Genomic DNA, 22,086 nt, shown 5'->3' on the forward strand with positions numbered 1-22,086 from the left:
CTGGTCAGCATAGGGACGCGGCCGGTATCAATTCGAAGCGATCCGGCGGGAATTCCCCGGCATTCCGGATTCCGCGATTTCCCGTTAATTCGAGAGCCACTCCGCGTTTCCCGGGCACGTTCCACCGGGGCGTGAGCCGTAAAGTCGCACCATGAGTGACTGGCTGATCACCCCTGGTCGGCGCCGGGTGCGGCGTCCTCGGATGCTGTCCCCGCTGAGGGAGCATCTGCGCGACACGTTCTGGTTCGCCCCGACCCTGGCGATGGTCGTGGTGGGCCTGGTGTGGTGGGTGACGTCCTGGGCCGACGAGGCGATCGTCGAAGCATTGCAGGACGCCGGGGAGTTCGGCGCGGTCGAGGATCTGATGGGGATCGCCGACGACGTGAAGACCGTCGTCACCACCGTCAGTTCGGCGATGATGACGTTCATCGGTGTCGTCTTCAGCATTTCGCTGGTGGCCGTGCAGATGGCGGCCGGTCAGCTCTCCCCGCGCGTGGTGCGCCTGTTCGTCCGCAGCCGGATCACCAAGCTCACCTTCGCGGTCTTCCTCGCCACGTTCCTGCTGTCCCTCCTGGTGCTGACCTCGTACGACGGGGTGCGGGACCCGAGGCTCGTCAGCACGGTGCCGTTCCTCCAGGCGTTCCTCACCCTGGGGCTGGTGGCGCTGAGCCTGCTGCTGTTCGTGGTGTACGTGAATTCGACCCTGCGCATGATGCGGGTGGGACACGTCGTCGACCGGGTGGCCCGGGAGGCGTTCCGGGGCGTGCACACCCTCGCGTACGAGGATGCGGACAACTCCGGGCTCGGGCCGGAGACCGGACGGGTGGCCCACGACGGCCGGGCCGGAGTGCTGCGGGACGTGAACATCGTGCGCCTCGTGCGGATCGCCCGCCGCCGGGGCGTGGTGCTGCGGATGGTGCCGCGGATCGGCGACTTCGTCGTGCCCGGCACGACGATGTTCACCGTGCACGGCGGGCCGACACCGTCCCGGCGCCACCTGCGGTCCTGCGTGTTCGTCGGCGTCGAGCGGGCCTTCCACCAGGACCTCGGGTTCGGGCTGCGGGTGCTGGCCGACATCGCCCTGCGCGCGCTGTCGGCGGCCGTGAACGACCCGACCACGGCGGTGCAGGCCATCGACCGGATGGTGCAGTTCCTGGCCGTCGTGGGGCGGGGACCGCTGGACACGCTGCGGCACCGGGACCGCGGCGGCGCCGTGCGGCTGGTGCGGCCGGTGCCGGGCTGGGGCGAGCTGGTGGACCTGGCGTTCACCGAGATCCGGGGGTGCGCGGCGGGCACCCCGCAGGTCACGCGCCGGCTGTTCGCCGGGTTCGACGATCTCCTGTCGCTCGTGCCGGAGGAACGGCAGGAGCCGCTGCGGCGGCACCGGACGCTGCTCGGCGGGAGTGTGGAGCGCACGGTGCCGGACGCCGCCGACCGGGCCTTCGCGCTCCATCCCGACCGGCAGGGCATCGGCTGACGCCCCGTCGGCCGTGCGCGACGGGACGAGGAGCCCCGGGAGCGGGCCCGGGGTCCTCGTCGGCGGTCTCTACGGCTCGGTGCCCCAGACGAGGGTGCCCGCGACGTAGACGGTGATCCTGGACGAGTCGGCGTACGCGGTGTTGGTGCCCCGGCTGTAGTCGTCGGCCTCGTTGAAGTTCGACCAGTCCGACTTGGCCAGGCGCAGCTGGAGGTCGCCGGTGGTGGCGCCGGCGGCGAGCGTGCCGCTGCCGAAGCCGAGCTCCAGGTAGTGGTCGGCGCCGGTCCTGGCCTGCGGCAGGGTACCGACCGACGACTTCACCGCGGAGCAGCCGAGCTGGGCCCAGTCGCACCAGGTCTGGTAGCCGGCGGAGGAGGACTCCCCGGTGAACCAGTAGCGGACGGTGACCTTGGACAGGTCGACGCTCGCCGTGCCGCCGTTGGCGAGCTGGAGGCCGGGCCTGATCTGGTTGTCCGTGGCGGAGGAGTCGTTGTTCTTGTACTGCGCCTTGAGGCCGGACGTGCCGCCGCCCCCGCCGGACGCCTTGGTCTGCGCGGTCACCGCCGAGGAGGCGGCGGACACGTTGCCCGCGGCGTCCCGGGCCCGGACCGTGTACGTGTAGGTGGTGGACGCCGAGAGTCCCTTGTCGGTGTACGACGTGGTGGTGGCGGTGCCCACCTTGGTGCCGTTGCGGTAGACGTCGTAGCCGGTGACCGCGGTGTTGTCCGTGGAGGCCGTCCAGGTCAGCGGGACGCTGTCGGCGGTGGTCGTGCCGGCGGCCAGACCGGCCGGGACGGTGGGCGCCTGGGTGTCGCCGCCGCCTCCGCCGCCACCGCTCAGCGGCGGATAGGCGTTGGCGAGCAGCTGGCGGAACCCGGCGGAGAACCAGTGGCCCGCGAGCGGTGAGTCGGGGAGCGCGCCGGTCGGGTTGTTCCCGTTGCGGGCGTTGCCGGTGTACGTCGGGTCGCACATCCGGTCGAAGCCCTTGCCCTCGTCGTTGTCGACGGCCTTGCTGGCGCCGTCCGACTCGCCCGGGGGCTTGGCCCAGACGTAGGCGTCGATCCCGGTGTCCGGTGCGGTGGCCGGGCGTTCGCCGATGCCGGCGCCGCTCTGGTTGCACCAGTTCCCGGCGTGGATGCGCCGGTCGACGCGTCCGCCGTCCACGTAGGCGTCGACGCTGGTCGACGGGCCGGGGCCGGTGGGCCGGGCGGCGCCGCCCCAGCCGTTGCGCGAGGTGTCGATGAGCATGCCGATGCCGCTGTCGAAGCCCTGGGCGACGAGCGCGGAGCGCAGGCCCTGCGCGAAGGTGGTCTCGTCGTCGTACTGGTTCCAGTCGATCCACTTCGACTGGCGCACCGTCTGTCCGTTCACGCTGTCCGTGATCTTGACGTAGGGCTCTTTGGTGGCCGAGTAGTTGGCCGTGTTGACGATGAAGCCCGTCACGTCGCCGACGGTCGCGCCGTTCGAGGTGGCCGCCTTCTTGAACTCCTGCGCGGAGGGCACGAGGTTGCTGTCCCAGCCGAGCCAGCCGTGGTGTCCGGCGTCGATGTAGTTGTAGGAGTTGGACAGCGCCCCGAGCTTGTGCAGGGCGTAGCCGACGCCCTTCTCGTAGTTGCCGTTCGCCTTCATGGTGGCGCACTGGGGCGTGGAGCCCGCCGTGCCGCCGGCGTTGGTGACCAGGTTGGGCAGGGAGTCCGGTTCGATGAGGTTGACGATGCGCAGGCTCGCGTAGGCGGGGTCGGCGAGGATCGCCGCGATCGGGTCGATGTAGTCGGACTGGTACTTCGCCAGGTCCTCCGCGCCGAGTTCGCCGTTGGAGGCGAGGGCGGCGCAGTCGCGGCCGGGCAGGTCGTAGATGACCAGTTGCACGAGGTTGGCGCCCTGGGCCTTCGCGGCGTCGAGATGGGCTTTGAGCCCGCGGGCGTCCGCCGTGCCCTGGATGGCGGCGATCCGGTCGAGCCAGACGAAGGTCGGCTGGTTCGCGACGGCCGATCCGCCCGGCTCGGCCGCCGCCTTGGCGGACCAGTCGGGGTTCACGTACGCCTTGGCCCCGACGTAGGGGTTATCCAGTTTGGCCGCGGCGGTGGCGGTGTGCGGCAGGGCGGTCAGCGACAGCGCGCCGATGAGGGCGCCCGAGGCGAGGGCGGCGGTCCGCCGGTGGGTGCGGCGGGGGCGTGCGGAGCGGGACGGTCTGCGTAAGCGCATGGAGCTCTCCCGTGGGTGACGGAGAAACGGGTGCGGACGGGCTGCGAGCAGGTGCGGTCGGACGAGGGGACGGTCGGACGACGAGCTGGTGCCGTCGCACGACGGGTGTCCCTGGTCCGCACGGCGGGGCTCCCGCGCGGCGTGGGTCTGCCGTGCGGGGGCCGTGCCGGTCGAGCCGTGGGGCGGTGGAGCGGAAGGGCGCCGGGGCGAGGCCGGCCGGGTCCGGCGGGTGACCGCCGCGACCCGTCCGGGTCACCGCCTCGCGATGCCTGAGCGGTGCCGGCCGCGAGGAGAAGCGGAGGACAGGGCACCGGTGCTGGGAGCGCTCCCACAGCGTGCGGCGCCGGACCGCACCTGTCAACACCCGCGCCGGAAAGGGTTGGCGAGAACCCGGGCGGGCTGCGGGGCGGGCGGGGGGTGGCCCTACGGGCCCCTGCGGCGCGCGGCCGGAGCACTCCCCCTCGCGGCATTCGATCATTGCGCAAGGTATTGACGCATACACGCTAAGTGGCTTCCATGGGCGCGGACCCGGTCACGACGAACGGGCCGCGCGGGGCGGGACACTCCGGGCGGCTCGTGGGAGCTGTCGTCACCGGACGGCTCCACCCGCCCCGCCCTCGACCCCCGTCATCCGCCCACCGTCGATTGGGAGCGCTCCCACGCCCGTACGCGTTCCGCCTTCCCGCCGAGAGGACCCCTCCCATGAGCCCCCCACTGAGCCGCAGATTCAGGAAGGCGCTGGTCGCGCTCGTCGCCACCGCCGCCGTGGCGCTCGTCCCGCTCACCGCACCGCCCGCCCTCGCGTCGCCGGACCGGGCCGCGCCCGGGGCCGCCACCGCCGCCGCCGCGGGCGCGGGGTACTGGCACACCAGTGGCCGTCGCATCCTCGACGAGCAGAACCAGCCGGTGCGCATGGCGGGGGTCAACTGGTTCGGGTTCGAGACCGCCAACTACGTCGCCCACGGCCTCTGGTCCCGCGACTACAGGTCGATGATCGACCAGATGAAGTCGCTCGGCTACAACACGATCCGCCTGCCCTACAGCGACGACATCTTCAAGAACACCGTCCCCAACGGCATCACCTATGCCAACGGCCTCAACTCCGATCTCAAGGACCTCGGTTCCCTGGCGGTCATGGACAAGATCGTCGACTACGCGGGGGCGATCGGCCTCAAGGTCGTCCTCGACCGGCACCGTCCCGACGCCTCGGCCCAGTCGGCCCTCTGGTACACCGCCGCGGTCCCGGAGACCACCTGGATCGCCGACCTGAAGGCGCTCGCCGCCCGCTACCAGGGCAACTCCGCCGTGGTCGGCATCGACCTGCACAACGAACCCCACGACCCGGCCTGCTGGGGCTGCGGCGACACGGGCGTCGACTGGCGGCTCGCCGCCGAACGCGCCGGGAACGCCGTGCTGTCCGTCAACCCGCGCCTGCTGATCTTCGTCGAGGGCGTGCAGACGGTGAACGGCCGGTCCACGTGGTGGGGCGGCAACCTGGCCGGCGTGGCCGACGCACCGGTCCGGCTGAACGTGGCGAACCGGCTCGTCTACTCGGCGCACGACTACGCCACGAGCGTCGCTCAGCAGCCCTGGTTCGACGACCCGTCCTTCCCCGCCAACATGCCCGGCATCTGGGACCGGAACTGGGGGTACGTCTTCAAGCAGAACATCGCGCCGGTGTGGCTCGGGGAGTTCGGCACCACGTTGCAGTCCACGACCGACCAGAAGTGGCTGGCCGCCCTCGTCGACTACCTGCGCCCGACCGGGACCTACGGCGCCGACAGCTTCCAGTGGACCTTCTGGTCGTGGAACCCCGACTCGGGGGACACCGGCGGCATCCTCAAGGACGACTGGCAGACCGTGGACACCGCCAAGGACGGCTATCTGGCCTCCGTCAAGGCACCGGCGTTCGGTGGCGGCGGAGGGGGCGGTGACACCACGGCGCCGTCCACGCCGACCGGGCTCCGGGTGACCGGGACCACCTCCACGAGCGTCTCCCTGGCGTGGACGGCCGCCACCGACGACACCGCCGTCACGGCCTACGACGTGTACCGGGGCAGCGGCAAGGTCGGCGCGGTGACCGGTACGTCCTACACCGACACCGGCCTCACCGCCGGGACGCGGTACGACTACACCGTCCGGGCCCGCGACGCCGCGGGCAACACCTCCCCCGCCTCCGCCCCGGTGGGCGCGACCACCTCCGGCACGGGCGGCGGGTCCGCCGGGTGCACGGCCGTCTACAAGGTGAGCAGCGACTGGGGCAGCGGCTTCAACGCCGACGTCACGGTCACCAACACCGGCCCGACGGCGACCAGGTCCTGGCAGGTCAGCTGGGACTGGCCCGGGAGCCAGACGGTCAGCGGCATGTGGAACGCCTCCTTCACCCAGGCCGGGAAGTCGGTGACGGCGCGCAACGCCGACCACAACGGCTCCGTCGCCCCCGGCGCGTCGACGTCGTTCGGCTTCGGTGCCGCGCCGGGCGGGGCGGGCACCCCCGCCCTGGTCTGCCGCGCGGGCTGATCCCGCGCCCGGACGCCGTGGCGGCTCCTCCCCCGGGGAGCCGCCACGGTGCGGCCCGCTACTTCCGGACCGGGCACACTCCCGGAGCGGCGACCGTGTTGTAGAGCGGGGCCGCCTGCGCCGTCACGTTGACGGTGCCGAGCTGCTTGAGGATCTCGTCGGAGAGCAGGTCCTGCTGGCCCTTGAGGGCGTCGGCGACCACGGTGTCCTTCGGGAAGACCATCTCGGCGGCGATGTTGTCCTGCACGATGCGGGCGAGGTTGTCGAGCGCGGTGAAGACCGGGTCGGCCGGCGGTTCGAGGCCGGGCAGGTCGATGAGGTGGGTCGCCACCTTCGCCGCGTTCATGCAGTCCTTGATGATGATGGTGTTCTGGTTGAGCACGCTGGTGGTCCACTGCGAGATCACCACGCAGTACAGGTCCGCCCACGCCGCCTCGCCCACCTTGGCGCGCCAGGTCTTCATGATGTCCTGCACGCCCTTGATCTGGGCCTGCGAGGCGTGCTCCATGTTGGTGCGGATGGCCGGGTAGACGCTGCCGGAGAACTGCTCGAACGACGCCATGTCGAAGTGCTTGGCGGCGATGGAGGTCTTGATGAACGCGAGGGCGCCGTCGAGGATCGTGGCGCACGACGTCTGGAGCGCGGCCGGCAGTCCGGCGGCGGGCAGATTCTGGCGGGCGGTGGAGAGCTTGGCGGCGTACGCCTTGAGGGGCTCGATCCACGCCGTGGACGCGTCGTCGTTGTAGGCGACCATCACCAGGTCGTGCGGGTCGATGCGGTCGGCGTTCGGCAGGTTGGGGATCTTGTCGGCGAGGTAGGAGGCGATCACCGAGAAGACGCCGAGCGGGGTGTGGGCGATGGACTTCGCCAGCTCGAAGGTCTGCGCGACGGGGTTGACGGACTCCTGCCCGTCCTTGGTCACGAGGGTGAAGCGGCCGCCCTTGGCGTCGTTCTGGACGACGACCACCGGGGCGAGGTGCTTGATCAACTCGGCTTTGAGGGTGGCGTAGTTGGTGCGCATGCCCGCGTTCACGGCGAACATCGACTCGCGCGCCTGCGCCTGGGTGACCGTGGTGGCGCCCACGGTGTCCGCGGCGCTCGGCGCGGCCGCGTAGCCGAGCAGGGCCGCGGTGCCGACACCGGTGGCGCCGCCTATGAATCCTCTGCGCGTAGCCATCTTCGTTTTCTCCATAGGGATGTCGAGAGCGTGGTCGAGAACTGCTGATCGGTCATGGGGGGACCTTCGGTTGGGGGGATGGGGGGATGTGGGGGGGCGGGGGGATGTGGGGGGGGCGGCGCAGCAGGCAGGGAAGGAGCCGCAGCCGCGGCTCTTTCCCTGCCGACCGTGAACGGCCCTTGCTCCTGCGCTACTTGATGTCGCGCTGGTGGGGCACGACGACGCCGAAGCGGTCCTGGATCGTGGCGAGCGCGGCCTCATGGACCTGGCGGGCCGGGATGCCCCGCGGGTTGCCCGCGACCGGCAGCGGGCGGGTCGCGGAGGCGTCGCCGATCACCGTCGGGCGGTAGCCGTTGTAGACGGCGCCCTCGGTGGTGAACAGGGTGCACATGTGGGTCATGAAGCCGGCGATGATGACGTTCTCGCGGCCGGTCTTCTTGAGCACCGCGTCGAGGTCCGTGTCGTGGAAGCCGTTGGGGACGGCCTTCTCGACGACGGTCTCGCCCTTCGCCGGCTTGAGCGCCGGGATGATCTGGCCCGCCTTCGACGTGAGGTCGTAGCCCTTCTCCACGATGTGCACGACCGGGGTGTGCGCCGCGCGGGCGCGGTCCAGGAGCGCCCGGGTGTTCCTGACGGCCTCGCGCCAGCCCGTCAGCTCCATCGTGCCGCCGGTGTACACGTTCTGGTAGTCGACGAGGACGAGGGTGGCGTCGGACAGCTTCGCGGGCGTCTCGTCCAGCTTCATCAGCCGGCGCAGCGTCGTGGTGTCCTTCGCGTGGTTCTCCGTGGCGCGCGGCTTGCCGCCGCCGTCCCGGGTGGCGGCTTCCGAGCTGCCGCCGCACGCGGTCATCGTGGCCGCGAGCACGGCGGCGGCGCCGAGCGCGGCGGCCGAACGGAGCAGCTTCATCAGACGATCTCCTTCTGCGTGGGGACCACGACGCCGTACAGGTCGGCGATGGTGGCGAGGGCGCTGTAGTGCACCTGGCAGGCGTCGATGTCGGTGCCCACGACCGGGAGCGAGCGGGTCGCGGTGGCCTCGGCGACGACGGTCGGCCGGTTGCCGTTCAGGAACGCGCCCTGGGCGGTGAACGCCACGCACATGTGGGTCATCCAGCCCGCGATGACGACGTCCTGGCCCTCCTTGAGGTGGGTGGCGAGGTCGGTGCCGACGAACGCGTTCGGCGCCTGCTTCACGACGACGGCCTCGCCGTCGACGGGCGCGAGCTTCGGGTGGATCTGGCCGATCTCGGCGCGGATGTCGTACGGGGTGCCCTCGCCGCCGTCGTTGATGACGTGCACGACGTCGGTGCCTGCCGCGCGGGCCCGGACCAGCAGCTGCGCGGCGGCGTCGAGGGACTTCTCCCAGCCGTCGAGTTCCATGACGCCCTGGGTGTAGGTGTTCTGGAAGTCGATCAGGATCAGCGTCGAGTCGGCCAGCTTCGCGGGCGCCTGGTCGAAGCCGTTCAGCTCGCGCAGCGTGGTTCGGGACATGGGTGTACCGCCTTCGGAGTTACGGGGGAGAAACCGGCCCGCGGTGTTCCCCCCGGGCCGTGACACCACGCTATGACCCGGCTGTGACGTCGGCAATGACGTCTAACATGCAGATACCGACATGCGGCGTACGGGAGGAACTGTGGCGGACACGGCCGGGCGACTGATCGTCATCGTGCTCTTCGAGGGGGTCGACCTGCTCGATGTCACGGGCCCTCCCGAGGTGTTCTCGCTCGCTCTGCGCGAGACGGACGCGGCGGCCGGGTACGAGGTGGTGCTCGCCGCCCGGACGCTGGATCCGGTGACCACCGGCGCCGGGGTCCGGGTGCTGCCGGACCGCACCTTCGCCGAGGTCGCGGCGGGCGCCGTCGACACGCTGATCGTGCCGGGGGCGGTGGAGGTCGGGCCGGGGGGCCGGACGCGGCCGATCGTCGATCCGGAGCTGGTCGACTGGGTGCGGGTGCTCGCCGCGCGGACGCACCGGATCACCTCCGTGTGCGTGGGCGCGCACCTGCTCGCGGCGGCGGGGCTGCTCGACGGCAAGCGGGCCACCACCCACTGGTCGACCGCGGCCCAACTGGCCGCCGACCACCCGGAGGTGACGGTCGACGCCGACCCCATCTTCATCCGCGAGGACAACGTGTGGACGGGCGCCGGGATCAGCGCCTGTCTCGACCTCTCCCTCGCGCTGATCGCCGACGACCTCGGCGAGGCGGTCGCCCTGCGCGTCGCCCGGCAGCTCGTCATGTACCTCAAACGCCCCAGCGGCCAGAGCCAGTTCAGCGTTCCGCTGGAGCAGGTCTCCACGACCCGGCGCATCGAGGACCTGCGCCATCACATCCTGCGGCACGTGACCGAGCCGCTGACGGTCGCCGACCTCGCCGCGCACGCGCACGTCAGCGACCGGCACCTGACCCGACTGTTCAAGACGGAGCTGGGCACGACCCCGCACGCGTACATCGAGTCGGTGCGGGTGGAGAAGGCCCGGCACGAACTGGAGTCGTCGGACGCCACGCTCGAACGGGTCGCGTCCGTCTGCGGGTTCGGGACCGTGGACACGCTGGTCCGGGCGTTCCGCCGGCGGCTGGCCACGACCCCGACCGAGTACCGGCGGCGGTTCCGGGTCCCGCAGGCGACGTGACGGGGGCAGGGGTCGGGGGCCAGGGGGCAGGGGTCGGGGGCCAGGGATCAGGGCCAGGGGTCAGGGCAGGACGGCGGTGCCGTCCAGTTCCACCAGGGCCGTCTCGTCCCACAGCCGGGTCACGCCGATCACCGCCATCGCGGGGTAGTCGCGGCCCGCGAGCCGCTGCCAGATCGCGCCCAGCTCCCGGGCGTGCGCGCGGTAGTCGGCCACGTCCGTCGCGTACACGGTGACGCGGGCGAGGTCCGCCGGGACGCCGCCCGCGTGGCGCAGCGCGGTGAGGAGGTTGGTGAGGGCGCGGGCGAACTGGGCGGGCAGGTCCTCCCCCACGATCGTGCCGTCGGCGTCCAGGGCGGTCTGCCCGGCGAGCATCACCAGGCGGCGGCCGGAGGCGACGACGGCGTGCGAGAAGCCGGTGGGCGGGGAGAGTTCCGGCGGGTTCACCCGGTGCGGACCGCGGCTCATCGGGCCGCCTCCTTGTACGTCTCGCGGGCGATGACGGCGCGCTGGACCTCCGAGGCGCCCTCGTAGATCCGGGGCGCGCGCACCTCCCGGTACAGGTGCTCCAGGAGGTGGCCGCGGCGCAGGGCGCGGGCGCCGTGCAGCTGGACCGCCGCGTCGACGACGTGCTGGGCGGTCTCGGTGGCGAGGAGTTTCGCCATCGCGGCGCGGCCGGGCACCCCGTCGGCGCCCTCGTCGTACGCCGCGGCGGCCGCGTACACCATCAGGCGGGCGGACTCGACGCGCACGGCCATGTCGGCGACCTGGTGGGCCACGGTCTGGAGGTCCTTGAGCGGGCCGCCGAACGCCTGGCGCCGGGCGGTGTGGGCGAGTGTCGCGTCGAGCGCGGCCTGGGCCATGCCGACGGCGAACGCGCCGACGCTCGGGCGGAAGAGGTTCAGGGTGTTCATGGCCACGCGGAAGCCGCCGCCCGGTTCGCCGAGCACGTCGTCGGCGGTGACCGGGACGCCGTCGAAGGCGAGGGTGCCGATGGGGTGCGGCGAAAGCATGTCGAGCGGGGTGCCGGTGAGGCCGGGGCGGTCCGCGGGGACCAGGAAGGCGGTGACGCCGCCGGCCCGGCTGCCGGGTTCCCCGGTGCGGGCGAAGACGGTGTAGAAGTCGGCCTCCGGAGCGTTCGAGATCCACGTCTTCTCGCCGCTGAGCAGCCATTTCTCCGCGCGGGGCGCTTCGGCGTCGGCGCGCAGGCCCAGGGCCGCCGCGTCGGATCCCGCCCCCGGCTCGCTCAGCGCGAACGCCGCGACGGCCCGGCCGGTCCGCACCGCGGGGAGCCAGCGGTCGCGCTGCGCGCCGGTGCCGTAGGCGTGCACGGGGTGCGCGCCGAGCCCCTGGAGGGCGAGGGCGGTCTCCGCCTCCGTGCACACCTGGGCCAGCGACTCGCGCATCAGGCACAGGTCGAGCGCCCCGGCGGTGAACAGGCGCTCCAGCAGGCCGAGCCGCCCCAGTTCGGCGACGAGCGGGCGGTTGACGCGGCCCGGTCCGCCCTGCTCCGCGAGGGGGGCCAGGTGCCGTCGCGCGAGGTCGCGCAACTCCCTGCACCCGGCGAGCTGGTCGGGATCGAGCGAGAAGATGCCCATGCGCCCACCGTATCGCGGACCGTTGACTGTCGTCACCATCACGATACGGTGGGAGGGCGCCGGCGGCGTACGGCAGCGGCGCGCGCACGGCACCGGAGTGCGGCCACGCGACGGCAAGGGGGCACCCGGCCATGGACCGACCGCTCGGCTCGCTTCTCCCCTCGGGGCACACCGACACCTTCGCGCGGGACCATCTGCCGCCCGCCGGGGCATGGCCCGGCCTCCTGCTCGACCGGCCGGACCTGCGCTACCCCGCCACCCTCAACTGCGGGGCCGAGCTGCTGGACGCCACCGTCGAGCGGTTCGGCCCGGACCGCCCCGCCTTCCACTCCCCCGGCCGGCCGCCGTGGACGTACGGCGAGCTGCGGGCGACCGTCGACCGGATCGCGCACGTCCTCACCGACGACCTCGGCGTCGTCCCCGGCAACCGCGTCCTGCTGCGCGGGCCCACCACCGCGCACCTCGCGGCCTGCTGGCTCGCCGTGATGAAGGCGGGCGGTGTCGCGGTGACCGTGCTCGCCCAGGCGCGGGCGGCGGAGCTGGCCACGATGTGCGACATCGCCCAGGTCCGGCACGCGCTGTGCGACGCGCGGTCGGTCGACGATCTGGCGAGGGCGGACGCGCCGGGGCTGCGGATCACCCCGTTCGGCGGGGACGGCCCGGACGACCTGCTGCGCCGGGCGGCCCGCCACCCGGCACGGTACCCGGCGGTGCGCACCTCCGCCGACGACGTCGCGCTGATCGCCTTCACCTCGGGCACGACCGGCCGGCCCAAGGGGTGCATGCACTTCCACCGGGACGTGCTCGCGATCGCCGACACCTTCTCCCGGCACGTCCTCGCGCCCACCCCGGACGACGTCTTCGCGGGCAGCCCGCCGCTCGGCTTCACCTTCGGGCTCGGCGGCCTCGTGGTCTTCCCGCTGCGCGCCGGGGCGTCCGCGCTCCTCCTCGAACAGGCGGGCCCATCACGGCTGTTGGCGGCGGTCGCCGAGCACCGGGTGTCGGTGCTGTTCACCGCGCCGACGGCCTACCGGGCGATGCTCGCGGACCCGTCCTGGCCCGCGCACGACGTCACCTCGCTGCGCCGCTGCGTCTCGGCCGGGGAGAACCTGCCCGCCGCCACCTGGCACGCCTGGCACGCGGCGACGGGGCTGCGGCTCATCAACGGCATCGGCGCCACCGAGCTGCTGCACATCTTCCTGTCCGCCGCCGACGGCGCCGCCCGGCCGGGCGCGACCGGGGTGCCGGTGCCCGGCTGGCAGGCGCGGGTGGTCGACGAGGCGGGCGCCACCCTCCCGGACGGCGAGCCGGGGCTGCTCGCCGTGCGCGGGCCCGTCGGCTGCCGCTACCTCGCCGACCCGCGGCAGAGCGCGTACGTGCGCCACGGCTGGAACATCACGGGCGACACCTACGTGCGCGGGGCCGACGGCTATTTCCGGTACGTGGCCCGCGCCGACGACATGATCATCTCCGCCGGGTACAACATCGCGGGCCCCGAGGTGGAGGACGCGCTGCTGCGCCACCCCGACGTGGCGGAGGCGGCCGTGGTGGGGCGGCCCGACGCCGCGCGCGGGCAGATCGCCGTCGCCCACGTGGTGCTGCGGGCGGGGGCGCGGCGGGACGCGGACGCGCTCCGGGAGTTCGTGCGGGCCGAGCTGGTGCCGTACAAGTGCCCGCGCGAGGTGATGTTCCTGGACGCGCTGCCGCGCACCGCCACCGGGAAGCTCCAGCGGTTCCGGCTGCGGCGGCCCGGAACCGTACAGTGATCACGTGTCCGAGCAGACCCCGCATACGCCCCGGTCGTTGATCGTCACCCTGTACGGCGCCCACGGGCGCGGCTTCCCCGGTCCGGTGCCGGTCGCCGAGCTGATCCGGCTGCTCGGCGCGGCGGGGGTCGACGCGCCGTCGGTGCGCTCGGCGGTGTCCCGGCTGAAGCGGCGCGGGCTGCTGCTGCCCGCGCGCACGGCGGCCGGGGCCGCCGGGTACGCGCTGTCGGACGACGCCCGCCAGCTCCTCGACGACGGCGACCGCCGGGTGTACGGGCAGGCCGCGGGCGGCTCCGGCTGGGTGCTCGCCGTGTTCTCCGTCCCGGAGTCCGAGCGGGCCAGGCGGCACGTGCTGCGCTCCACGCTGGCGGGGCTCGGCTTCGGCACGGCGGCGCCCGGCGTCTGGCTGGCGCCCGCCGGGCTGTACGCGGAGGCCCGGCACACGCTGGAGCGGGCGGGCTGCGCCGGGTACGTGGACCTGTTCACCGGCGAGCACCTGGGGTTCGCGGCGACGGCCGAGGCGGTGGCCCGCTGGTGGGACCTGCCGGCCCTGGCGAAGCTGCACGAGGCGTTCCTGGACGAGCACGGGCCGGTGCTGCGGGCCTGGGAGGAGCGCGCGGACACCCCGCCGGCGGCGGCCTACCGGGACCATCTGCTGGCCCTGGACTCCTGGCGGCACCTGCCGTACGCGGACCCCGGCCTGCCGCCGGAGCTGCTGCCCGCGCGGTGGCCCGGGCTGCGCTCGGCGGCGGTGTTCACGGCGCTGCACGAGCGGCTGCACACGGCCGCGGCGGCGTTCGTGCGCGCTTCCTGACCGCCCGGTCCCGCCGCCGGCCGCGTCACCGGGGCAGGGAGAGCCGGGGCCTGGGGGTGTCGAGGCGGCCGGTCCGCGGGGGCCTGCTGCCCGCGCGGTACGGGTCGGGCCAGCCGACGCCCGGGCCCGTGTAGCCCTGCTCGGCCGCCGCGTGCAGGGTCCAGTGCGGGTCGTACAGGTGCGGGCGGGCCAGCGCGCACAGGTCCGTGCGTCCGGCCAGCAGGAGGGAGTTGACGTCGTCCCAGGAGGAGATCGAGCCGACGGAGATCACCGGGACGCCGGTCTCGGCGCGGATCCGGTCGGCGTACGGCACCTGGTAGGAGCGGCCGTACGCGGGCCGTTCGGCGGCGACGACCTGCCCGGTGGAGACGTCGATCGCGGCGGCGCCGTGCGCGCCGAAGGCCCGGGCGATCGCGACCGCGTCGTCGGCGGTCGTGCCGCCCTCGGCCCAGTCCGTCGCCGAGATCCGCACGGTCAGGGGCCGGTCGGCGGGCCACACCTCGCGCACCGCGTCGAAGACTTCGAGGGGGAACCTCAGGCGCGCCGCGAGGGAACCCCCGTAGGCGTCGGTGCGCCGGTTCGTCAGCGGGGACAGGAACCCGGAGAGCAGATAGCCGTGCGCGCAGTGCAGTTCGAGGAGGTCGAAGCCCGCGCGTCCGGCGCGGCGCGCCGCCGCCGCGAACTGGTCGCGCAGCTCGGCGAGTTGGGCGGCGGTCAGCTCGGCCGGGGTCTGGCTGCCCTCCTTGTACGGGATCGGGGAGGCCGCCACCAGGGGCCAGTTGTCCGCCGGGTCGGGCAGGGGTTCGTCGATGCCCTCCCACATCAGGCGGGTGGAGCCCTTGCGGCCGCAGTGGCCGAGCTGGACGCCGATCGCGGTGCCGGGCGCGCGGGTGTGCGCGAAATCGGTGATCCGTCGCCAGGCCGTCTCCTGCGCGCCGGTGTACAGCCCGGTGCAGCCGGGGGTGATGCGGCCTTCGGGGCTGACGCAGACCATCTCCGTCATGACCAGGCCCGCGCCGCCGAGCGCCCGGGCGCCGAGGTGGACCAGGTGGAAGTCGCCGGGGACGCCGTCCGCGGCCGCATACATGTCCATCGGGGAGACCACGACGCGGTTGCGCAGCCGCAGCCCGCCCAGCCGGAACGGGGTGAACATGGGCGGGGTGCCCTCGGGGCAGCCGAACTCGCGCTCCACCGCCTCGGTGAACCGGGCGTCGCGCAGCCGCAGGTTGTCGTGGGTGACGCGGCGGCTGCGGGTGAGCAGGTTGAACGCGAACTGCCGGGGCGGCTGGTCAAGATAGCGCGGCAGGTCCTCGAACCAGGCGAGGCTGGCCCGCGCGGCGCGCTGGGTGGAGGCGACGACGGGCCGCCGCTCCGCCTCGTACGCCCGCAGCGCGGCGTCCGTCGCGGGGTGCTCCTCCAGGCAGGCGGCGAGGGCGAGGGCGTCCTCGACGGCGAGTTTGGTGCCGGAGCCGATGGAGAAGTGCGCGGTGTGGGCGGCGTCGCCGATGAGCACGCAGTTGCCGTGCGACCAGCGGTCGTTGACGACCGTGCGGAAGGTGAGCCAGGCGGAGTCGCCCGCCTTCAGGGGGCGCCCGCCGAGCGCGTCGGCGAAGATCTTCGCGCAGGCGTCGACGGACTCCGCCACGGGCAGGTCCGCGAGGCCCGAGGCCCGCCAGACCTCGTCGCGCGTCTCGACGATGACCGTCGACTCGTCCGCGCTGTACGGGTATCCGTGCAGTTGCAGCACGCCGTGCCGGGTCTCAGCGATCTCGAAGCGGAACGCGTCGAACGCGCCGTCGGCGGCGAGCCAGATGTAGCGGTTGCGGTGCTCCTCGATCCGCGGGCGGAACGCGTCGGCGCAGGCCGTGCGGGTCGCGCTGCGCACGCCGTCGGCGGCGACCACCAGGTCGTGCGCGGCGCGCAACCGGTCGAGGGGCGGTGCCTGGGTGCGGAAGCGGAGGTCGACGCCGAGCTGGCGGCAGCGGCTCTGGAGGATGTCGAGCAGGCGGCGCCTGCCGAGCGCGGCGAAGCCGTGGCCGCCGGAGGTGTGGCGCACGCCCCGGTGCACGATGTCGATGTCGTCCCAGCGCACGAACTCCTCGCGCAGCGCCGCGTACACGACCGGGTCGGCGTGCTCGATGCCGCCGAGGGTCTCGTCGGACAGGACGACGCCGAAGCCGAACGTCTCGTCCGGTGCGTTGCGCTCCCAGAGCGTGATCTCGCGGTCCGGGTCCAGGCGCTTGAGGAGCGCGGCCGCGTACAGGCCGCCGGGACCGCCGCCGACGACGGCGATCCTCCGCGCGCGCTCGCTCACGCCGGCCTCACCTCCCCCGCCACTTCGGCGGGCGCTTGTCGGTGAAGGCCGCGTGGAACTCGGCGTAGTCCTCGCCGGTCATCAGCAGGGCCTGGGTGGCCGCGTCCAGCTCGACGGACGCGGCGAGGGGCATGTCCAGTTCGGCGGTGAGCAGCGCCTTGGTCTGGGCGAGGGCGAGGGCGGGGCCGTCGGCGAGCCGGCGGGCGAGGGCGAGGGCCGCCGTGTCGGCCAGGCCCTCGTCGGTCAGCTCGCTGACGAGCCCGATCCGCTCGGCCTCCGGCGCGCGCACCGCGTCGCCGAGCAGGAGCAGCCGGGTGGCGTGGCCGAGGCCGACGACGCGGGGCAGCAGATAGGCGGCGCCCATGTCGCCGCCGGACAGGCCGACCCGGGTGAACAGGAACGCGAAGCGGGTGCTGGGGTCGGCGACCCGGAAGTCCGCGGCGAGCGCGAGCACCGCGCCGGCGCCCGCGGCGACGCCGTGCAGGGCGGCGATCACCGGGAAGGGGGCCTCGCGCACGGCCCGTACGACCTGGCCCGTCATCCGGTTGAAGTCGAGCAGCCGGGCGGTGTCCATGCCGAGGGTGGCGCCGATGATCTCGTCGACGTCGCCGCCGGAGCAGAAGCCGCGGCCCTCGCCGGTCAGGACCAGGGCGCGCACCGCCCGCTCGCGGGACAGCTCGGCGAGCAGGTCGCGCAGGTCGGCGTAGGCCCCGAAGGTGAGCGCGTTGAGCTTCTCGGGCCGGGCGAGGGTGACGGTGGCGACGGCGTGCCGGTCCACGGTGCAGCGGAGGTGGCGCCAGGTCTCGGTGCGGGGGGCGGAGCCGGTGAAGGGACTCATGCGCGTACGGCCTCCTGCGGGCAGGGGTGCTCCGGCGGCTGGCTGTCCTCCGACGGTATCACCGGTTCGTGACCGTCGTCAGCAGCACGCGATACGAGAAGGTGGCCGGCGGGAATAAGGAACAGTTCAGCTCATAGAGCCCAATGTCCCGAGGAAGACCACCGGGAGCCTCTATCGGCACACGCCGTACCATTCATAAGGTTGAACGCAGGACGGCCACCCCACGCACAGCCCCCCGTGACCCGTCCCGCCCGAACCGCCCCCACCCGCCCCCTCAGGACCCGCTTTGACTCCTCCCCCCGGGCCCTCCACGCCCACGTCGTGGCGGATAGCCCTGCCGCACACCGCGGCCGCCGTGCCGGTGGCGCGCGCCCTCGTCCGTACCGCGCTCACCGAGATCGACTCGCCGGCCGCCGACATGGACACCGCGGAGCTGCTCACGGCCGAGCTGGTGGCGAACGCGGTGGAGCACACGGCCGGTGACGCCCCCATCGAGCTGGTGGTGGAGCTGCTGGAGACCGGGTGCCAGGTGGAGGTGCACGACGCCGACCCGGCGCCGCCCGCGGACCTCACCAATCCGGACGACGCCGAGGAGCCGGACCCGTGGCAGGAGCACGGCCGCGGCCTGCTGCTGATCCGCACGCTGTCCTCCTCGTGCGGACACCGCCCCACCGAGTCCGGCAAGGCGGTGTGGTTCACGCTGCCCGCGGTGCCCCGGCAGCGGCCCGCGTCCGAGGCGTAGCGCGCCCGGCGTCCGGGGCCTACGGGCGGCCGAGCGTGGCGACCATGACGGCCTTGATCGTGTGCATCCGGTTCTCGGCCTCGTCGAAGACGACGGAGTGCGCCGACTCGAAGACCTCGTCGGTGACCTCCAGGGACTCCAGGCCGTACTTGGCGTGGATCTCCCGGCCGACCTTGGTGCCCAGGTCGTGGAAGGCGGGCAGGCAGTGCAGGAACTTCACGTCCGCGTTGCCCGTCGCGCGCAGCACGTCCATCGTGACGGCGTACGGCGTGAGCGCCTCGATCCGCTCGGCCCACACCTCCTCGGGCTCCCCCATGGAGACCCAGACGTCGGTGACGACGAAGTCGGCGCCGGCGACGCCGTCCGCGACGGACTCGGTGAGCGTGATGCGCGCCCCGCTCGTCTCGGCGAGCTTCTCGGCCTGCGCGACGATCCCCGCGGCGGGCCAGTAGGCCCTGGGCGCGACGATCCGTACGTCCATGCCGAGCAGGGCGCCGGTGACGAGGTAGGAGTTGCCCATGTTGAAGCGGGCGTCACCGAGGTAGGCGAAGGAGATCCCGGTCAGCGGCTTGTCGCTGTGCTCGGTCATCGTGAGCACGTCGGCGAGCATCTGGGTCGGGTGCCAGTCGTCGGTCAGACCGTTGTAGACCGGCACGCCGGCGAACTCGGCGAGCGTCTCGACGGTCTCCTGCGCGTCCCCGCGGAACTCGATGGCGTCGAACATCCGGCCGAGGACGCGCGCGGTGTCCTTGCTCGACTCCTTCTTGCCGATGTGCGAGCCGGCCGGGTCGAGGTACGTCGTCGAGGCACCCTGGTCGGCGGCGGCGACCTCGAACGAGCAGCGGGTCCGCGTCGACGACTTCTCGAAGATCAGCGCGATGTTCCGGCCCTTGAGGTACTGCGTCTCGGCGCCCGCCTTCTTGGCGGCCTTCAGCTCGGCGGCCAGCTCGACCAGCCCGCGGAACTCCTCCGCGCTGAAGTCCGCCTCCTTCAGGAAGTGGCGGCCTGTGAGGTCGGGGCGGGCGGTCGTCGCCATGGGGCGCTCCTGAGGGGACTCGGGGTCGGTGAGGGGACAGCGAAGGGACAGCGAAGAACAGCGAAGGAACAAAGCGAGGGATAGATGATGGAAGTCTATACGATCTTCCACATTTATATACAGCCCTCTCCGGCTCAGCCGCGGTCGCTCACCGGGGCGCCCGGAACCCGGCGGTCGCCGCCGTTGCGGTCCTGCCACAGGCGGTAGACGTCCACGGCGCTGTCGCGCGGCTCGTGGCGCATCGGCAGCCGGCGCTCCTGCCAGGGCTTGGCGAACTCGTCGTAGAACGTGTTCAGCTCGAAGTACTTGCGGTCGTCCACGTAGTGCGGTTCGTACGCCTCCCGGGTCGTGACGAAGACGACCTCGTCCGGGGAGCAGTAGTAGAGCGCGCCGAGGCACATCGGGCACGGCTGGGCCAGTACGTAGATCGTGGTGCCGGTGAGGTGCTCGGTGCCGAGCCGCACGCACGCGTCGCGGACGGCCAGCACCTCGGCGTGGGCCGTCGGGTCGTGGGTCTGGGCGACCTGGTTGGCGCGCTCCGCGATGATCTCGCCGTCCTTGACGACGACGGTGGCGAAGGGGCGGCCGCCGTCCAGGACGTTGGCACGGGCCAGGTCGATGGTGCGCTGGACGAAGTCCATGGAAAACCTCCGGTCGATGCTCTCCGGCCGCCTGCGGCCGGCCTCTGTCGAACTGCTACCCAGCCTGGATGAACTGCCCCTATAGCGTCCAAGACGCAGTACCCATGGCTGCTATTGATGACATCTATACCCGGCGCTAGGCTCGCCGCATGGCTCCCGTCGAACTGCGGCACCTGCGCTATCTCCTGGCCGTCGTCGAGCACGGCACCTTCACCCGGGCCGCCGAGGCGCTGCACATCTCCCAGCCCACCCTGTCGCAGCAGATCCGGGCGCTGGAGCGGGCCGTGGGGCAGCCGCTGCTCGACCGGTCGGGACGCGCCGTGCGGCCCACCGACGCGGGCGCGGTCTACGCCGGTCATGCGCGCCGGGCGCTGCGCGAGCTCGCCGCCGGGGAGGCGGCCCTGCGCGACGTGCAGGATCTCTCGCGCGGGCGGCTGCGGCTCGCGGTGACGCCCACCTTCACCGCGTATCTCGTCGGGCCGCTCCTGGCGGCCCTGCACGCCCGGCACCCCGGGCTCGACCTGAGCGTCCGGGAGGCGACGCAGGAACACATCGGGGAGGGGCTGACCGCCGACGAGCTGGACGCGGGCATCGGCTTCACCGGCGGCGCGGTGCCCGGTGTCGCCGCCGAGCCGCTGTTCACCGAGACGCTCGGCGTGGTCACGGGCGCCGGGGCGGGGCCCGCGCCGCTGCCGGTGGCCGCCCTCGCCGGCCGGGACCTCGCGCTGCTCGCCGGTGACTTCGCGACCCGCGACCGGATCGACGCCTACTTCCGGGAGCAGGGCGTGGCGCCCCGGGTCGTCGTCGAGGCCGACTCGGCGCTGGCGCTCCTGGAGATCGTGCGGGGCGGGGCGCTCGCCACCGTGCTGCCGGACGCCGTGACGCTGAACCGGCCCGGACTCTCCCCGGTGCCGCTGCGCCCGCCGCTCCCGCACCGCACGGCGGCGCTCCTGACCCGCGCGGGCGGCCACCGCTCGGCGGCGCTGCGCGCGTTCACGACGCTGCTGCGCGCCCAGGTGGCGGAACGGGGGCTGCCGCCCGCGCCGCCCGGATGACCCCGCCCGACCGGCGCGGGCGCCTCAGGCGCCGGTCACCGGGTCCCGCTCCACCGGGCAGCTCATGCAGCGGGGGCCGCCGCGGCCCCGGCCCAGCTCGCTGCCCGGGATCTCGATGACCTCGATGCCCTGCTTGCGCAGGAAGGTGTTGGTCGTCGCGTTCCGCTCGTAGGCGACGACGACGCCCGGCTCGACCGCCAGCACGTTGCACCCGTCGTCCCACTGCTCGCGCTCGGCGGCGTGCACGTCCTGGGTGGCGGTCAGGACCCGGATCCCGCTCAGGCCCAGGGCCGCCGCGATGGCCCGGTGCATGTGCTCCGGCGGATGGTCGGTGACCTTCAGCTCCCGGCCCGAGGTGCCGGGTTCGATGGTGTACGAGCGGAGCATGCCCAGGCCCGCGTACTGCGTGAACGTGTCCCCGTCCACCATCGTCATCACCGTGTCCAGATGCATGAAGGCCCGGCGCTTCGGCATGTCGAGCGCGACGATCGTGCGGGCCGAGCCCTCGGCGAACAGCTTGTGCGCGAGCATCTCGACCGCCTGCGGGGTGGTCCGCTCGCTCATGCCGATGAGGACGGCGCCCTCGCCGATGACGAGCACGTCGCCGCCCTCGATGGTCGACGGGTAGTCGGCCTGCCCCTCGGACCAGACGTGGAACCGCTCGTCGCGGAAGAGCGGATGGTGCCGGTAGATCGCCTCGAAGTGCACCGTCTCGCGCTGCCGGGCCGGCCAGCGCATCGCGTTCACCGAGACGCCGTCGTAGATCCAGGCCGAGGTGTCCCGGGTGAAGAGGTGGTTGGGCAGCGGCGCCAGCAGGAAGTCGTCGAGGTCCATCACGTGGAAGCGGACGGACGTCGGCTCCGGGTGCCGGGCCAGGAACTCCCGCTTCGTCATGCCGCCGATCAGTGCCTCGGCCAGCTCCTGCGCGGGCAGGCCCTCGAACGCGGCCCGCAGGTGGTCGGTGGCGAGCGGGCCGTACTCCTTCTCGTCGAACACCCGGTTCAGGACGCGGGTGCGGGCGGCCTCCTCGGCGAGCGCCTCGGTGAGCAGGTCGCCGAAGAGGTGCACCGTCACGCCCCGGTCGCGCAGCACGTCGGCGAACCCGTCGTGCTCCTGGCGTGCCCGGCGCACCCAGAGCACGTCGTCGAAGAGCAACTGGTCCTTGTTGCTGGGCGTGAGCCGCTTCAGCTCCAGATCGGGCCGGTGCAGAATCACGCGGCGCAGCCGCCCGGCCTCGGAGTCGACGTGAAATCCCATGGGTCCATCCTTCCCCG

At 73.1% G+C, this 22,086-nt stretch carries 18 protein-coding genes; 7 read left to right on the forward strand and 11 right to left on the reverse strand.

The genetic code is table 11. From position 1 onward, the window contains the following. The first annotated feature begins 151 nt into the window (after nt 1-151). A complete protein-coding gene (locus ACIP5K_RS17765; protein WP_401410471.1) occupies nt 152-1,477 on the forward strand; it encodes a DUF2254 domain-containing protein in 1,326 nt (441 codons plus the stop codon). A 69-nt stretch (nt 1,478-1,546) separates the two neighbouring features. On the opposite strand, the gene ACIP5K_RS17770 is transcribed toward ACIP5K_RS17765, so the two are convergent. Further along, nucleotides 1,547-3,682, reverse strand: coding sequence for a glycoside hydrolase family 6 protein (locus ACIP5K_RS17770; RefSeq protein WP_401410473.1), 2,136 nt, complete (start codon nt 3,680-3,682; stop codon nt 1,547-1,549). Between the two features lie 702 nt (nt 3,683-4,384). Between ACIP5K_RS17770 and ACIP5K_RS17775 the strand changes: the two genes are divergently transcribed. Next, the gene (locus tag ACIP5K_RS17775; RefSeq protein ID WP_401410475.1) at nt 4,385-6,202 is read left to right on the forward strand and encodes a cellulase family glycosylhydrolase; all 1,818 of its coding nucleotides are present in this window, start codon (nt 4,385-4,387) and stop codon (nt 6,200-6,202) included. A 58-nt stretch (nt 6,203-6,260) separates the two neighbouring features. Here ACIP5K_RS17775 and ACIP5K_RS17780 read toward each other — a convergent pair whose 3' ends face one another. The 3 genes from ACIP5K_RS17780 to ACIP5K_RS17790 form a co-directional block, all read right to left on the reverse strand. Beyond that, on the reverse strand, nt 6,261-7,379 hold the full coding sequence (locus ACIP5K_RS17780; RefSeq protein ID WP_401410477.1) for a hypothetical protein: 1,119 nt from the start codon (nt 7,377-7,379) through the stop codon (nt 6,261-6,263). A gap of 190 nt (nt 7,380-7,569) precedes the next feature. Continuing rightward, on the reverse strand, nt 7,570-8,286 hold the full coding sequence (locus ACIP5K_RS17785; RefSeq protein ID WP_401410479.1) for a cysteine hydrolase family protein: 717 nt from the start codon (nt 8,284-8,286) through the stop codon (nt 7,570-7,572). Next, a complete protein-coding gene (locus ACIP5K_RS17790) occupies nt 8,286-8,870 on the reverse strand; it encodes a cysteine hydrolase family protein (RefSeq protein WP_401410481.1) in 585 nt (194 codons plus the stop codon). Before ACIP5K_RS17790 ends, ACIP5K_RS17785 begins: the two co-directional genes overlap by 1 nt. Nucleotides 8,871-9,012: 142 nt before the next feature. On the opposite strand from ACIP5K_RS17790, the gene ACIP5K_RS17795 reads away from it, so the two are divergent. Further along, complete coding sequence (locus tag ACIP5K_RS17795) at nt 9,013-10,011, forward strand: GlxA family transcriptional regulator (protein ID WP_401410482.1); 999 nt, start codon at nt 9,013-9,015, stop codon at nt 10,009-10,011. 60 nt (nt 10,012-10,071) lie between these two features. Here the strand turns inward: ACIP5K_RS17795 and ACIP5K_RS17800 are convergent, their stop codons facing one another. Both ACIP5K_RS17800 and ACIP5K_RS17805 read right to left on the reverse strand, forming a co-directional pair. Beyond that, on the reverse strand, nt 10,072-10,476 hold the full coding sequence (locus tag ACIP5K_RS17800) for a RidA family protein (protein ID WP_401410485.1): 405 nt from the start codon (nt 10,474-10,476) through the stop codon (nt 10,072-10,074). Beyond that, nucleotides 10,473-11,606: an acyl-CoA dehydrogenase family protein gene (locus tag ACIP5K_RS17805; protein ID WP_401410486.1), complete on the reverse strand. Its 1,134-nt coding sequence runs from the start codon at nt 11,604-11,606 to the stop codon at nt 10,473-10,475. The genes ACIP5K_RS17800 and ACIP5K_RS17805 overlap by 4 nt, the downstream gene beginning before the upstream one ends. A gap of 131 nt (nt 11,607-11,737) precedes the next feature. Between ACIP5K_RS17805 and ACIP5K_RS17810 the strand changes: the two genes are divergently transcribed. After that, on the forward strand, nt 11,738-13,372 hold the full coding sequence (locus tag ACIP5K_RS17810) for an AMP-binding protein (RefSeq protein WP_401410488.1): 1,635 nt from the start codon (nt 11,738-11,740) through the stop codon (nt 13,370-13,372). Between the two features lie 4 nt (nt 13,373-13,376). Then, the gene (locus tag ACIP5K_RS17815; protein WP_401410491.1) at nt 13,377-14,186 is read left to right on the forward strand and encodes a PaaX family transcriptional regulator C-terminal domain-containing protein; all 810 of its coding nucleotides are present in this window, start codon (nt 13,377-13,379) and stop codon (nt 14,184-14,186) included. A 25-nt stretch (nt 14,187-14,211) separates the two neighbouring features. Here ACIP5K_RS17815 and ACIP5K_RS17820 read toward each other — a convergent pair whose 3' ends face one another. Further along, the gene (locus ACIP5K_RS17820) at nt 14,212-16,500 is read right to left on the reverse strand and encodes a bifunctional salicylyl-CoA 5-hydroxylase/oxidoreductase (RefSeq protein WP_401410492.1); all 2,289 of its coding nucleotides are present in this window, start codon (nt 16,498-16,500) and stop codon (nt 14,212-14,214) included. Between the two features lie 7 nt (nt 16,501-16,507). After that, nucleotides 16,508-17,338 carry an enoyl-CoA hydratase family protein gene (locus ACIP5K_RS17825; RefSeq protein ID WP_401410494.1) on the reverse strand — a complete coding sequence of 277 codons (831 nt, stop codon included), beginning with the start codon at nt 17,336-17,338 and terminating at the stop codon, nt 16,508-16,510. Between the two features lie 286 nt (nt 17,339-17,624). Between ACIP5K_RS17825 and ACIP5K_RS17830 the strand changes: the two genes are divergently transcribed. Further along, nucleotides 17,625-18,080 carry an ATP-binding protein gene (locus tag ACIP5K_RS17830; protein WP_401410496.1) on the forward strand — a complete coding sequence of 152 codons (456 nt, stop codon included), beginning with the start codon at nt 17,625-17,627 and terminating at the stop codon, nt 18,078-18,080. A 19-nt stretch (nt 18,081-18,099) separates the two neighbouring features. Here ACIP5K_RS17830 and argF read toward each other — a convergent pair whose 3' ends face one another. Both argF and ACIP5K_RS17840 read right to left on the reverse strand, forming a co-directional pair. Beyond that, on the reverse strand, nt 18,100-19,116 hold the full coding sequence (gene argF / locus ACIP5K_RS17835) for an ornithine carbamoyltransferase (RefSeq protein WP_401410498.1): 1,017 nt from the start codon (nt 19,114-19,116) through the stop codon (nt 18,100-18,102). Between the two features lie 134 nt (nt 19,117-19,250). Beyond that, complete coding sequence (locus tag ACIP5K_RS17840) at nt 19,251-19,757, reverse strand: nucleoside deaminase (protein ID WP_401410500.1); 507 nt, start codon at nt 19,755-19,757, stop codon at nt 19,251-19,253. A 149-nt stretch (nt 19,758-19,906) separates the two neighbouring features. Here ACIP5K_RS17840 and cynR point away from each other — a divergent pair, with 149 nt between their 5' ends. Then, nucleotides 19,907-20,812, forward strand: a complete 906-nt coding sequence (gene cynR / locus ACIP5K_RS17845) for a transcriptional regulator CynR (RefSeq protein ID WP_401410502.1) — start codon at nt 19,907-19,909, stop codon at nt 20,810-20,812. Between the two features lie 24 nt (nt 20,813-20,836). Here cynR and ACIP5K_RS17850 read toward each other — a convergent pair whose 3' ends face one another. After that, a complete protein-coding gene (locus ACIP5K_RS17850; RefSeq protein ID WP_401410503.1) occupies nt 20,837-22,069 on the reverse strand; it encodes an arginine deiminase in 1,233 nt (410 codons plus the stop codon). Nucleotides 22,070-22,086 lie beyond the last annotated feature (17 nt).

Source organism: Streptomyces sp. NPDC088785 (assembly GCF_044750685.1).
GTDB lineage: Bacteria > Actinomycetota > Actinomycetes > Streptomycetales > Streptomycetaceae > Streptomyces.

What these genes read in the sequence shown, in the direction of transcription:
- argF (WP_401410498.1), bottom strand. Translation starts at nt 19,116, where the DNA reads ATGGCGACGACCGCCCGCCCCGACCTCACAGGCCGCCACTTCCTGAAG.
- ACIP5K_RS17840 (WP_401410500.1), bottom strand. Translation starts at nt 19,757, where the DNA reads ATGGACTTCGTCCAGCGCACCATCGACCTGGCCCGTGCCAACGTCCTG.
- ACIP5K_RS17770 (WP_401410473.1), bottom strand. Translation starts at nt 3,682, where the DNA reads ATGCGCTTACGCAGACCGTCCCGCTCCGCACGCCCCCGCCGCACCCAC.
- ACIP5K_RS17800 (WP_401410485.1), bottom strand. Translation starts at nt 10,476, where the DNA reads ATGAGCCGCGGTCCGCACCGGGTGAACCCGCCGGAACTCTCCCCGCCC.
- cynR (WP_401410502.1), top strand. Translation starts at nt 19,907, where the DNA reads ATGGCTCCCGTCGAACTGCGGCACCTGCGCTATCTCCTGGCCGTCGTC.
- ACIP5K_RS17780 (WP_401410477.1), bottom strand. Translation starts at nt 7,379, where the DNA reads ATGGCTACGCGCAGAGGATTCATAGGCGGCGCCACCGGTGTCGGCACC.
- ACIP5K_RS17810 (WP_401410488.1), top strand. Translation starts at nt 11,738, where the DNA reads ATGGACCGACCGCTCGGCTCGCTTCTCCCCTCGGGGCACACCGACACC.
- ACIP5K_RS17805 (WP_401410486.1), bottom strand. Translation starts at nt 11,606, where the DNA reads ATGGGCATCTTCTCGCTCGATCCCGACCAGCTCGCCGGGTGCAGGGAG.
- ACIP5K_RS17790 (WP_401410481.1), bottom strand. Translation starts at nt 8,870, where the DNA reads ATGTCCCGAACCACGCTGCGCGAGCTGAACGGCTTCGACCAGGCGCCC.
- ACIP5K_RS17775 (WP_401410475.1), top strand. Translation starts at nt 4,385, where the DNA reads ATGAGCCCCCCACTGAGCCGCAGATTCAGGAAGGCGCTGGTCGCGCTC.
- ACIP5K_RS17825 (WP_401410494.1), bottom strand. Translation starts at nt 17,338, where the DNA reads ATGAGTCCCTTCACCGGCTCCGCCCCCCGCACCGAGACCTGGCGCCAC.
- ACIP5K_RS17785 (WP_401410479.1), bottom strand. Translation starts at nt 8,286, where the DNA reads ATGAAGCTGCTCCGTTCGGCCGCCGCGCTCGGCGCCGCCGCCGTGCTC.
- ACIP5K_RS17850 (WP_401410503.1), bottom strand. Translation starts at nt 22,069, where the DNA reads ATGGGATTTCACGTCGACTCCGAGGCCGGGCGGCTGCGCCGCGTGATT.
- ACIP5K_RS17765 (WP_401410471.1), top strand. Translation starts at nt 152, where the DNA reads ATGAGTGACTGGCTGATCACCCCTGGTCGGCGCCGGGTGCGGCGTCCT.